Source organism: Pseudomonas sp. MT3, assembly GCF_054720805.1.
The window spans coordinates 63,647-75,984 of sequence record NZ_JBTVPY010000003.1 but is presented as its reverse complement, the minus strand read 5'-3'; the positions used below and the strand labels follow the sequence as shown (position 1 = coordinate 75,984).

General features: G+C 60.4%; 11 protein-coding genes and 1 tRNA gene. 11 read left to right on the top strand and 1 reads right to left on the bottom strand.

Annotation, left to right across the window (positions count from 1 at the left end):
• Nucleotides 1-212: 212 nt before the first annotated feature.
• The 6 genes from ACYCAX_RS03885 to ACYCAX_RS03860 are packed head-to-tail and all read left to right on the top strand — an operon-like array spanning nucleotide 213 to nucleotide 6,337.
• Nucleotides 213-605, top strand: coding sequence for a type IV pilin protein (locus tag ACYCAX_RS03885; protein ID WP_460247453.1), 393 nt, complete (start codon nucleotides 213-215; stop codon nucleotides 603-605).
• 5 nt (nucleotides 606-610) lie between these two features.
• The gene (gene pilV, locus ACYCAX_RS03880; protein WP_460247517.1) at nucleotides 611-1,162 is read left to right on the top strand and encodes a type IV pilus modification protein PilV; all 552 of its coding nucleotides are present in this window, start codon (nucleotides 611-613) and stop codon (nucleotides 1,160-1,162) included.
• The gene (locus ACYCAX_RS03875) at nucleotides 1,159-2,268 is read left to right on the top strand and encodes a PilW family protein (RefSeq protein ID WP_460247452.1); all 1,110 of its coding nucleotides are present in this window, start codon (nucleotides 1,159-1,161) and stop codon (nucleotides 2,266-2,268) included. The genes pilV and ACYCAX_RS03875 overlap by 4 nt, the downstream gene beginning before the upstream one ends.
• On the top strand, nucleotides 2,265-2,753 hold the full coding sequence (locus tag ACYCAX_RS03870) for a hypothetical protein (RefSeq protein WP_460247451.1): 489 nt from the start codon (nucleotides 2,265-2,267) through the stop codon (nucleotides 2,751-2,753). Before ACYCAX_RS03875 ends, ACYCAX_RS03870 begins: the two co-directional genes overlap by 4 nt.
• Before the next feature lie 2 nt (nucleotides 2,754-2,755).
• Nucleotides 2,756-5,827 (top strand): pilus assembly protein, encoded by a 3,072-nt coding sequence (locus ACYCAX_RS03865; RefSeq protein WP_460247450.1) that lies wholly within the window; start codon nucleotides 2,756-2,758, stop codon nucleotides 5,825-5,827.
• A 9-nt stretch (nucleotides 5,828-5,836) separates the two neighbouring features.
• A complete protein-coding gene (locus tag ACYCAX_RS03860) occupies nucleotides 5,837-6,337 on the top strand; it encodes a GspH/FimT family pseudopilin (RefSeq protein ID WP_460247449.1) in 501 nt (166 codons plus the stop codon).
• 254 nt (nucleotides 6,338-6,591) lie between these two features.
• On the opposite strand, the gene ACYCAX_RS03855 is transcribed toward ACYCAX_RS03860, so the two are convergent.
• Nucleotides 6,592-6,678, bottom strand: a tRNA-Leu gene (locus ACYCAX_RS03855).
• A gap of 107 nt (nucleotides 6,679-6,785) precedes the next feature.
• On the opposite strand from ACYCAX_RS03855, the gene queA reads away from it, so the two are divergent.
• The 5 genes from queA (at nucleotide 6,786) to secF (ending at nucleotide 12,190) form a co-directional block, all read left to right on the top strand.
• A complete protein-coding gene (gene queA / locus ACYCAX_RS03850) occupies nucleotides 6,786-7,829 on the top strand; it encodes a tRNA preQ1(34) S-adenosylmethionine ribosyltransferase-isomerase QueA (RefSeq protein WP_460247448.1) in 1,044 nt (347 codons plus the stop codon).
• 12 nt (nucleotides 7,830-7,841) lie between these two features.
• Nucleotides 7,842-8,960 (top strand): tRNA guanosine(34) transglycosylase Tgt, encoded by a 1,119-nt coding sequence (gene tgt / locus ACYCAX_RS03845; RefSeq protein ID WP_294975643.1) that lies wholly within the window; start codon nucleotides 7,842-7,844, stop codon nucleotides 8,958-8,960.
• Nucleotides 8,961-8,993: 33 nt separating this feature from the next.
• Nucleotides 8,994-9,335, top strand: coding sequence for a preprotein translocase subunit YajC (gene yajC / locus ACYCAX_RS03840; protein WP_015478514.1), 342 nt, complete (start codon nucleotides 8,994-8,996; stop codon nucleotides 9,333-9,335).
• A 64-nt stretch (nucleotides 9,336-9,399) separates the two neighbouring features.
• Nucleotides 9,400-11,262, top strand: coding sequence for a protein translocase subunit SecD (gene secD / locus ACYCAX_RS03835; RefSeq protein WP_015478513.1), 1,863 nt, complete (start codon nucleotides 9,400-9,402; stop codon nucleotides 11,260-11,262).
• Between the two features lie 10 nt (nucleotides 11,263-11,272).
• Nucleotides 11,273-12,190 carry a protein translocase subunit SecF gene (gene secF, locus ACYCAX_RS03830; RefSeq protein WP_460247447.1) on the top strand — a complete coding sequence of 306 codons (918 nt, stop codon included), beginning with the start codon at nucleotides 11,273-11,275 and terminating at the stop codon, nucleotides 12,188-12,190.
• Nucleotides 12,191-12,338 lie beyond the last annotated feature (148 nt).

Here is a 12,338-nt window from a genome sequence, read left to right as displayed (position 1 = left end):
TCGGGGCGTTTCGTTCTAATTGGCGCGCTCTTGCTGGTCCTGGCCCCCCGTAGGCCGGTCTTTCAAGGATTTGACCCCGTGAACTATTCGTTGATTGATTTTTTATACAGCGATGAGCGACGACTGGTCCCAAATTGCCGGTCGGCGGAGTGGCAGTTCGCTATTTCGCTAATAGAGTTGTTTGGGAAGGCTATGGAACAAGAGTCTGAATAATGCCTATTCGTTCCCGTGGGTTCACACTGATTGAGTTGATGGTTGTTGTTGCGATCGTTGCCATTCTGGCTGCCATCGCTTACCCCAGCTATCAGCAGTACATCATCCGCGGTAAACGATCCGCCGCGCAGGCGCAGATGATGGACATTGCCAATCGCGAGCAGCAGTACCTGCTAGCCAACCGCGCCTATGCGGACAAGACCGCGCTGGAGGCTGGCGGTTACGCACTCCCTAGCGAAGTGTCGGGCAATTATGGCTACAGCATCACCGTCGACAGCGCGGCAACGCCGCCGACCTTCACCATTACCTTCACGCCTAGCGGCTCGCAAGCCAGCGACGGCAATCTGACTCTCGATAGCGTCGGCACCAAAGGGCCGGCGGGCAAGTGGTGAGCGATATGGGTGTCTCTCGACAGCGTGGTTTGACCCTTATCGAGCTGCTGGTCAGCATCCTGATCATTTCTCTCGGTCTTCTCGGGCTGGCCAAGCTGCAGGCCCGCATGCAGTTGTCGGACATGGAGTCATACCAGCGTGCCCAGGCGCTGCTGTTGCTCAATGATATTTCCAGTCGAATGACTGCCAACCCCAACAACTCCTCCAGCTACGCCACCGGCAGCGCCAGCCCGGTTGGTGCGGGCATGACCTGTCCGACCAGCAGTGCCACGCGCCAGCAGGCCGATATGATGGATTGGTGCAATGGTTTGCAGGGGGCGGCAGAGGTCGGTGGCGGCAATGTCAAGGCCGGCGCTATGCTGGGCGGGCGTGGCTGCATCGAATCCCTGGGCAGCGGACAGTACCTGGTCACTGTGGCCTGGCAGGGCATGAGTCCGATCTCGGCGCCTCCCACTAGCGTGGCTTGTGGCAAGAATGCTTACGACGGCGGCACGGAGTGCAAAGATGATCTTTGCCGGCGTGTGGTTACCACCATTGTACGGGTGGCCACGCTATGAGGCGCGCCGCCCCACAACGCGGGTTCACCTTGGTCGAGATGATGATTGCGGTGACCATCGGGCTGCTGATCATGGTCGGTGTCCTGACGCTCTACCTCAATCTGCGTCGTACCAACGACGACATGGCCAATACCAACTCGCTGATCGAAAATGGCCGTTTCGCCGTGCAACTGCTGCAGGAAGATCTGGCCCATGCCGGTTTCTGGAACGGCTACATACCGCAATTCGATGACCTTACCTCGACTGATGTCCCAGGAGACGTGCCCCTGGCGCTGCCGCCGGTGTGCGGGGATTTCTCTACGTGGACATTGGCGGACAAGACCGCCGCCCTCGGCATTGCCGTGCAGTCTTTCTCGGCAGTTCCCCCTGGCTGCTCAGGGATCGTCACCAATCTGGCCGCCAATTCCGATGTGCTGGTGATCCGGCATGTCGACACCTGTGTACCGGGAGTTGGCAATTGCGAAGCGCTTACCGCCGGCAAGGTGTACTTCCAACTGTCCTCCTGTGACACCGAGCCCACTACCTCCTATGTGCTGGATACCAGTGGGTTCACCCTGCATCAGCGCGATTGCATCACCCTGGCTGAGCGTCGCACATACGTCACCGACCTCTATTACGTGCGTGATTATGCGGTGACGCCGGGCGATGGCATCCCCACGTTGATGCGTTCGCAGTTCGACCTGTCTGGTGGTGATAACGCCCAGCAGGCTGCGGTGCCGTTGATCGAGGGTGTCGAGGCGCTCCGCGTTGAGCTGGGCGTCGATAACGTCAGCGACTCCGGCGGTACGGTGCGTTTTGATCAGGCGGTCATCTGGGCCGATGAGAGCAACAAGACATCGCCCACCAATCGGGGCGATGGCTCCGCAGATGGTAGTTTCATCCATTGCGGCTCGGGCTCCTGCACTGTGGCTGAGCTGATGAACGTGGTGGAAGCCAAGCTCTACGTCCTGGTGAGAAGTCGTGCGGCTACGTCTGGCTATACCTCGGACAAGACCTATGCCCTGGGCGGAAGCACCCTGGGGCCCTTCACCGATGGCTACAAGCGGCACCTGTTCACCTCCAGCGCAGCGCTGGTGAACGTTTCCCGCAGGAGGCAGACGCCATGAGAACAAGTGGCAAGGTGGGTGGGCAGCGCGGTGCGACGCTGGTGGTCACCCTGGTGATGCTGCTGATGCTGATGCTGATGGTGGGCAGCGCCTACACCTTGAGCGGAAGCAACCTGAAGGCAGTGGGCAACATGCAGTTCCGCAACGAGGCTATCGCTTCAGCCAATATCGGTATCCAGCGCGTGCTCGGTTCGGCGTTCACAACGAAGCCGGCGGCGGAGCAGCTTGACGTTGATATCAACAACGATGGCACTCGGGACTACGTGGTGGATATGGCCACACCTGTGTGCGCGAGTGCCAGGCCGAGCGGTAATGCTTCGCTCTGTGGTCAGGGAACCAAGAGTATGTGCAGTCAGGATTGGAATACAGTCTGGACACTGAATGCCACGGTGACCGATGCGGTGAGTGGTGCTTCGGTCAAGGTGCGTTCGGGGGTGCGTGTGCAACTCACTGATACGCAGAAGCGCACAGTGTGCGGAGTATGAATATGAAAACTCAGGGCAATGTCTCGGTCCTCTGGCGAGTGTTTGCATTCTGCACTCTATGCATCGCATACACGACGGCTAGCGCCGAGGACATCGACCTGTTCGTCGGCACACCGCCTAACGCTGCGGATGCGCCTAATGTCTTAATCATCATGGACAACACTGCAAACTGGAATAAGCAGTTCCCCAGTGAGCAGGCCGCGTTGTACTCGCTGATTGGTAGCCTGGACGAAAATAAGTTTCGTGTTGGCCTGATGATGTTCAGCCAAACCGGTAGTCCTAACTCCAACATCGGTGGTGGGTATGTGCGCGCAGCCATCCGCCTGATGGATCCAAGCGCCAAGAGCATGTATCAGGCTCTAATCAACAGTATCTCTACCAGTGGGAAGAATAGCGATGCTGGTGACGGCGGCAAAGCAAGCTTGGTGATGTCGGAGGCCTGGGCGTATTTTTCAGGCGGTACTCCCTATTCTGGTAACAACAAGGAAAAGGCGGACTATACGGGAAATATTGCTGGGACCGCCGAGTCAAAGGCTATCTATGCGTTGCCGAACAATGCCTTGTCGGCCTTCAGTGGTACTAAGTACAACAGCCCTATCGTTGCGGGTTGTGCAAAGAACTTCATCATCTATATCAGTAACAGCGCCTCCCAGGATCCAAACCAGGTAATCGAGCAGTCAAAAACGTTGCTCTCTAATGCGGGTGGCAATACGACAACAATTCCCGTTTCACCCACTGGTTCTCAGGACAATATGGCCGATGAGTGGGCGCGCTTCATGAAGAAAAGCGCCCTGGGCATTACTACCTACACTGTGGATGTCGATAAGGTCACCAACGGGCAGGGGCCGGGCTGGAGCGCCTTGCTCCAGAGCATGTCCAACGTCAGCGGTGGCCACTACTTCGATGTGAGCTCCGATGGTTCGGGGATCGCCGATGCGCTGGATGCCATCTTCTCCGAGATCCAGGACACCAACAGCGTGTTCGCCTCCGTGACGCTGCCGGTCAGCGTCAATACCCAGAGCACCTACTTGAACCAGGTGTTCGTCGGCATGTTCCGCCCCGACAGGGATTCCTTCCCACGCTGGGCGGGTAACCTCAAGCAATACAAGCTGGGGATGGTTGACGGTAAGTTGCAGACGGTGGATGCCAACGGTGAGAGTGCAATCAATAGCAGCACGGGCTTTGTCACTGAATGCGCGAGGAGTTTCTGGACACCCGGCACAACCGATAGCTATTGGGCCTTCAAGCCGCAAGGCAACTGCTTGAGAGTGTCGAGATCGGATGTCTCCAATTACCCGGATGGCAATATCGTGGAGAAAGGCGGCCAAGCTTATATGCTGCGCCAGAGCAGTGCTCGCACGATGAAGACCTGCGATCCAAGCCCCACTGGATGCACTACGCTCACCGACTTCAATACGGGTAACAGCGCAATTACTGATACTCTGCTGGGGGCGGCCAGCGGCGAGCGTGACACGCTCATCAACTGGGCGCTGGGTGCCGACAATCAGGACGAGAATACCAACAAGAACATCACCGAAAAGCGCCCCTCGGTGCACGGCGATATCGTGCATTCGCGTCCAGCAGCCATTAACTACGGTACAGCGACCAACCCTCAGGTGGTGGTTTATTACGGTGGAAATGATGGTTTGCTGCATGCCATCAACGGCAACCGTGCCACTAGCATCGGTACGGTAACAGCAGGTAGCGAGCTCTGGTCGTTCATGCCGCCGGAGTTTTATCCAGTCATCAAGCGGTTGCGCGACAACAAAGTAACCATCAGCTTCCCCGGTCATACCACCGGTACGCCGACTCCTGAGCCCAAGTCCTATGGAATGGATGGTTCGGTCACCGCAGTGCAGCAGGGCAGTAGCACCTGGATCTACGCCACCATGCGCCGTGGCGGACGATCGATCTATGCATTCGATGTCACCACTCCCGGAAGCCCGACTCTGAAATGGAAGCGAGGCTGCCCCAGTATGGCCGATGACACTGGCTGCAGCACAGGCTTCGATGGTATCGGTCAGACTTGGGCAACGCCGACAGTCCTCAAGGCGGCTGGCTATGGCGGCGGGACTACACCAATGCTGGCCATGGGCGGTGGCTACGATCCCTGCGAGGACGGTGATCCCAATACCTGCACCTCCAGCGCCAAGGGCAACCAGATTTATCTGCTGAATGCCAATAGCGGTGCGGTGCTCAAAACCTTCACGACCGCTCGTGGTGTTGTCGGCGATGTGACCATACTGACCGACGACAATGGCCTGGCAACCTATGGTTATGCCGCTGACCTGGGCGGTAACGTCTATCGCATCTCCGGGGTTGATGCCGCTAGCGCCATCGGCAATACGGCGCCAGCTAACTGGACTATTACCCCAATTGCCTCGCTGGGGTGTGACACCGCCTCCAGCTGCCCGGCGAATCGCAAGTTCATGTATGGCCCCGAAGTGGCGGTGACCAATGGCGAATATGTGATTGCTATCGGTTCGGGGGACCGGGAGAAACCAATTCTCAGCTATAACTCGGCCATCTCTGTGTCCAACCGGTTTTACAGTCTGCGTGATAAGCCATCCGATCCGAATTGGCTGACTTCGGAGAGCACGACTTGTGGCGCCGATGTAGTCTGTAACAGTTCGCTGTTCCCCATTACCACCAGCGCGACACCGTCGGCCACTGAGCTGGCCACCAAGCCGAAAGGTTGGTACCTGGCGCTGCAGCCGACGGAGCAGGTAGTGACCTCAGCGCTGGTGCTGTTCGATACCATTACCTTCAGTACCCACCAGCCAGAGGAAGTCCAGCCAGGCACTTGCTCCAATCTCGGGATCGCACGCAATTACAATATCAACTACAAGAATGCCGCCGGCTCCAACGGCGACCGCTTCTCGGAGATTGCGGGAGGCGGACTGGCGCCATCCCCTGTGGCCGGCATCGTTATCCTTGATGATGGGACACAGAAGCCTTTCATCATCGGTGGTGGCAACTGTGCTACCGACTCTTCGCTGCAAGGTTGCGAAGCCGTTCCTCCGGCGTCAGGCATTCGGCCGAAGTCCTGGGTGTTCTGGAACATCGAGCGATAGGAGCGCGGGATGATAGTGCAGGTTCGTCGAGCAACTGGTGGCTTCACCCTGCTCGAGCTGATGGTCACCGTTGCGGTGGCTGCGGTTCTGCTTTCCCTCGCGGTGCCGTCGTTCACCGATGCCACCCTGTCGGGCAAGCTCGCCGCCAATGCTAACGATCTGGTCGCGGGCGTTACCCTGGGGCGTAGCGAGGCGATCAAGCGCAACGCGGTGGCCTCGATGTGTGTGTCCAGTAATGGCACCTCTTGTGGCTCCGGCGGCTGGGAGCAGGGCTGGATTGTTATCTCCGGTAGCAACGTGATCCAGAAGCACGCGGCGGCGCCGAATGGCTTCAAGGCTACCTCCGCTACTACGAAGATTGATTTCCAGCCGTCCGGAGTTGGAAGTACCCAGGCGACTATCGTTGTCTGCCGAGCCACTCCAACTGTGGGCTCTCAGGAGCGAGAGGTGCAGGTCGATGCGACTGGACGCGCCTACGTCAAGAGAACCGCTAACGGCAGTTGCTCGTAAGTTTCGCCTGATCCTGTAAGTTCTCTCCTAGAGGCGTGTCTTGGCGCCTCCAGGCTGCGTGCAAGCAGGTTCTGGAGCTTCGCCAATTCCCGCATTGCACCGGTAGGGTTGCCCATTGCTGCTGACGGATGGGTAATGCGTCGCGCTGCCTGCAGCTCGACGCTGAGTCAAGGTAATACATAAATCGCAGACAACAAAAAACCGGCTCGAAGGCCGGTTTTATTGCTGTCCTGACACTCTTCTGGAAGTGTCAGTGGTGCCTCGGGAGAGACTCGAACTCTCACTCTGTCGCCAGAAACGGATTTTGAATCCGCCGCGTCTACCGATTCCGCCACCGAGGCAATGGCGGCGCAGTATAGGGAGACGCTCTGCGTCGGTCAATCCGCTTGATTGGTCAGAATTTGGCAATTCCAGTAAGATATGCGGCCCTTCGAGATAGCTCCCCTTCATGCGCGTCGCTGACTTTCATTTCGATCTGCCCGAGGCGTTGATCGCCCGCCATCCACTCGCCGAGCGCCGCGCCAGCCGTCTGCTGGTGCTGGATGGCCCGAGCGGCGAGCTTGGCCATCGGCAATTCGCCGACCTTCTCGGCTTCCTCCAGCCGGGCGACCTGATGGTGTTCAACAACACCCGGGTCATTCCTGCTCGCCTGTTCGGCCAGAAGGCTTCCGGCGGCAAGCTGGAAATCCTCGTGGAGCGTGTACTGGACAGCCACCGCGTGCTGGCCCATGTGCGCTCCAGCAAGTCGCCCAAGCCCGGATCGAAGATCCTTATCGACGGCGGTGGCGAGGCGGAAATGCTGCAGCGCCATGACGCACTGTTCGAGCTGGGCTTCAGCGAGGAGGTGCTGCCGCTGCTGGAACGTGTCGGCCATATGCCGCTGCCGCCCTATATCGACCGCCCGGACGAGGATTCGGATCGCGAGCGTTACCAGACCGTCTACGCCGAGCGTGCCGGTGCCGTGGCCGCGCCCACTGCCGGTTTGCATTTCGACGAGGCGTTGCTGGAGGCCATCCGCGCCAAGGGGGTGGAGACCGCCTTCGTCACCCTGCACGTGGGCGCTGGCACCTTCCAGCCGGTGCGGGTCGAGCGCATCGAGGACCACCACATGCACAATGAATGGCTGGAAGTCGGCCAGGACGTGGTCGATGCCGTGGCCGCCTGCAAGGCACGTGGCGGCCGGGTGGTGGCCGTGGGCACCACCAGTGTGCGCTCGCTGGAGAGTGCCGCTCGCGATGGGGTGCTCAAGCCCTTCAGTGGCGATACCGACATCTTTATCTTCCCGGGCCGGCCCTTCCATGTGGTCGATGCCCTGGTGACCAATTTCCATCTGCCCGAATCCACGCTGCTGATGCTGGTTTCGGCCTTCGCCGGCTACCCGGAGACAATGGCCGCTTATGCGGCTGCGGTGGAGCAGGGCTATCGCTTCTTCAGTTACGGCGACGCCATGTTCATCACCCGCAATCCGGCGCCGCGCGGCCCTGAGGACTGATCCATGAGTTTCATGAAATTCGAACTGCTGGCCACCGAGGGCAAGGCCCGTCGCGGCCGCCTGACCTTCCCGCGCGGCGTGGTGGAGACCCCGGCGTTCATGCCGGTGGGCACCTACGGCACCGTGAAGGGCATGCTCCCGCACGACATCGAGGGTATCGGTGCGCAGATCATTCTGGGCAATACCTTCCACTTGTGGCTGCGTCCCGGCACCGAGGTCATCCAGAAGCACGGCGACCTGCATGACTTCATGCAGTGGAAAGGGCCGATCCTTACCGACTCGGGTGGCTTCCAGGTGTTCAGCCTGGGCGCGCTGCGCAAGATCAAGGAGGAGGGCGTGTACTTCGCCTCGCCGGTGGATGGCGCCAAGGTTTTCATGGGCCCGGAAGAGTCGATGGCGGTGCAGCGTGCGCTGGGCTCGGATATCGTGATGATCTTCGACGAGTGCACCCCGTATCCGGCCGAGTTCGACGTGGCCAAGCGCTCCATGGAGCTGTCGCTGCGCTGGGCCAAGCGCTCGAAGATCGCCCACGGCGATAGCCCGTCGGCGCTGTTCGGCATCGTCCAGGGCGGCATGCACGAAGAGTTGCGCATGCGCTCGCTGGAAGGCCTGCAGGAAATCGGTTTCGACGGCCTGGCGATCGGCGGCCTGTCGGTGGGCGAGCCCAAGGAAGAGATGATCCGCGTGCTGGACTTCCTGCCGCCGCAGATGCCGGCGGACAAACCTCGTTACCTGATGGGTGTGGGCAAACCCGAGGACCTCGTGGAAGGTGTGCGCCGGGGCGTCGACATGTTCGACTGCGTCATGCCGACTCGCAACGCGCGCAATGGCCACCTTTTCGTCGACACCGGGGTGATCAAGATCCGCAATGCGGTGCACAAGCACGACGAATCGCCGCTGGATCCGACCTGCGACTGCTACACCTGCCAGCACTTCTCCCGCGCCTATCTCTACCACCTGGACAAGTGCGGAGAAATGCTCGGCAGCATGCTCAATACCATCCATAACTTGCGGCATTATCAGCGGCTTATGGCTGGTTTGCGCGAGGCAATCCAACAGGGTACATTGGCGAACTTTGTCGACGCCTTCTACGCCAAGCGCGGCCTCCCCACGCCGCCGCTGGTCGAGTGACCTCATTCCAAGTCTTTGTCACAGGAGTTTTAAATGAGCTTTCTGATTCCCGCTGCCTACGCTGACGCAGCAGCTCCCGCCGCTGCTGCCGGCCCGGCTGGCACCGGTTTCGAGTGGGTGTTCCTGGTCGGTTTCCTGGTCATCTTCTACCTGATGATCTGGCGTCCCCAGGCCAAGCGTTCCAAGGAGCACAAGAACCTGATCGCCGGCCTGCAGAAGGGTGACGAAGTCGTCACTTCCGCAGGTATCGCCGGCAAGGTGACCAAGGTTGCTGACGATTTCGTCGTAGTCGAAGTCTCCGACAGCGTCGAGCTGAAGTTCCAGAAGGGCGCGATTGCCGCGACCCTGCCGAAAGGCACGCTGAAGGCCATCTGAGCCAACCAACAGAAACCCAATCGACGGGGCGCATGATGCGCCCCGCGTCATAACGGGCGGTGTCATGCTCAACAAGTATCCCCTGTGGAAGTATCTGCTGATCCTGGCGGTCCTGGCCGTTGGTTTCATCTACTCCGCACCCAACCTCTACCCGGATGACCCGGCCGTGCAGATCAGTGGTGCGAGCACCGCGCTGCAGGTGTCGCAGGCCGACCTGGACAAGGCCGGCAAGGCGCTGGCCGATGCGGGCATCGCCGTCAAGGCGGGTAGCCTCGGCAAGAACAGCGGCCTGATCCGTCTGGCCAGGCAGGAAGATCAGCTGCCGGCCAAGGACATTGTCCGCCGCGCGCTGGGTGACGACTACGTAGTCGCCCTGAACCTGGCCCAGACCACTCCGAACTGGCTGCGCAATATCGCCGCTCACCCGATGAAGCTGGGTCTCGACCTGTCCGGTGGTGTGCACTTCCTGCTGGAAGTGGACATGGACAAAGCCGTCGACGCCCGCATGAAGGTTTACGAAAGCGAGATCAAGAGCGCCCTGCGCAAGGATCGCGTGCGCTATCGCAGCCTGCCGGCGCAGGATGGCGGCATCCAGCTGGGCTTCACCGAAGAAGCCGACCTGGATAAGGCCAAGTCCCTGATTGCCAAGGATTACCGCGATTTCGAAGTCACCCAGAGCGAGCGCACCGGCATGCAGGTGCTGCGCCTGGGAATGACCCCGGCGAAGCTGGCGGAAATCCGCGAGTACTCGATCAAGCAGAACCTCACCACCGTTCGCAACCGTGTGAACGAGCTGGGCGTGTCCGAGCCGCTGGTGCAGCGCCAGGGCGCCAATCGTATCGTGGTCGAGCTGCCGGGCGTGCAGGACACCGCCGAAGCCAAGCGTATCCTCGGCAAGACCGCCAACCTCGAGTTCCGCCTGGCCGCCGAGCCGGACGCGATCAGATCCGCCACCGAAACCTTCGAGTTCCGTGAGCCGCGTCGTCCGCCGGCAACCCTGGAGCGTGGCGTGATCATCACCGGTGACCAGGTCACCGACGCCAGCGCCAGCTTCGACGAGAACGGCCGCCCGCAGGTGAACATCCGTCTGGATGGCCACGGCGGCGAGCTGATGAACCGCGCGACCCGTAACAACGTCGGCCGCAGCATGGCGGTGGTGTTCATCGAGCAGAAGCCGATCACCCGCTACGCCAAGCAGGTCGTCGATGGCGTCGAGCAGGAAGTCGCGGTTCCGGCGTTCAAGGAAGAGAAGAAGATCATCAGCCTGGCGACCATCCAGTCGCCGCTGGGTAACCAGTTCCGCATCACCGGCCTGGACGCTCCGGGTGAATCCTCTGAACTGGCCCTGCTGCTGCGTGCCGGTGGCCTGGCGGCACCGATGTACTTCGCGGAAGAGCGCACCATCGGCCCGAGCCTGGGTGCGGACAACATCGCCAAGGGCATCGACGCGTCCCTGTGGGGCATGGTCTTCGTGTCCCTGTTCATCATCGTGATCTACCGCTTCTTCGGCGTGATTGCCACCGTCGCCCTGGCGTTCAACATGGTCATGCTGGTGGCGTTGATGTCGATCCTCGGTGCGACCCTGACCCTGCCGGGTATCGCGGGTATCGTACTGACGATGGGCATGGCGGTGGACGCCAACGTGCTGATCTTCTCGCGGATACGCGAGGAACTGGCGGCGGGCATGTCCGTGCAGCGGGCGATCCATGAAGGCTTCAACCGCGCCTTCACTGCGATCCTCGACGCCAACCTGACCTCGCTGCTGGTCGGCGGCATCCTTTACGCCATGGGTACCGGCCCGGTGAAGGGCTTCGCCGTGACCATGTCCCTCGGCATTATCACCTCGATGTTCACGGCCATCCTGGTCACCCGCGCGATGGTCAACCTGATCTTCGGCGGCCGCGACTTCAAGAAGCTGTGGATCTAAGGGGCCTGAGATGAACATCAAGATCGGTACTATCAACTTCATGGGCGTGCGCAACATTGCGTTCGCCGCGACCCTGATCCTGACCCTGATCGCCCTCGGCAGCTGGTTCGTCAAGGGCATCAACTTCGGCCTCGACTTCACTGGCGGTACGTCGATCAAGCTGGCCTACGAGCAGCCTGCCGACCTTGCCAAGGTGCGTGAGCAACTGGTTGCCGCCGGTTTCGGCGAGGCCGTGGTGCAGAGCTTCGGCGACACCAAGGACGTGCTGGTGCGCATGCCCAGTGAAGATCCGGAGCTGGGCAAGAAGGTCGCAGCGGCCCTGCAGCAGGCCGACTCCACCAACCCGGCGAAGGTGAATGGCGTCGAATATGTCGGCCCGCAGGTGGGTGAGGAACTGCGCGACCAGGGCGGCCTCGGCATGCTCCTGGCGCTGGGCGGCATCCTGCTGTACGTCGGCTTCCGCTTCCAGTGGAAGTTCGCCCTGGGTGCGATCCTCTCGCTGGTCCACGACGCCATCATCGTGATGGGCGTGCTGTCGTTCTTCCAGATCACCTTCGACCTGACCGTGCTGGCCGCGGTACTGGCGGTGGTGGGCTACTCGCTGAACGATACCATCGTGATCTTCGACCGGGTGCGCGAGAACTTCCGCGTGCTGCGCAAGGCCAACCTGATCGAGAACATCAACATCTCGACCAGCCAGACACTGCTGCGGACCATCGCCACCTCGGTGTCGACCCTGCTGGCCATCGCCGCGCTGCTGTTCTTCGGTGGCGACAACCTGTTCGGCTTCTCCATCGCCCTGTTCGTGGGTGTGATGGCGGGTACCTACTCGTCGATCTACATCGCCAACGTGGTGCTGATCTGGCTGAATCTGTCCAGCGAGGACCTGATTCCGCCACCGAGCAAGGAAGCTGACGAGCGCCCGTAATAGAGCGTCTCCAGGCCTCCACGGAAAACTCCCGCTACGGCGGGAGTTTTCGTTTGTCGGTTATGTGTAACGAACCGGCCGGAACTTTCTTACACTTTGATCGCTCCAAGGCAAGGTAAAGGGCAGAGCCCGAACGAGACGAAAGACC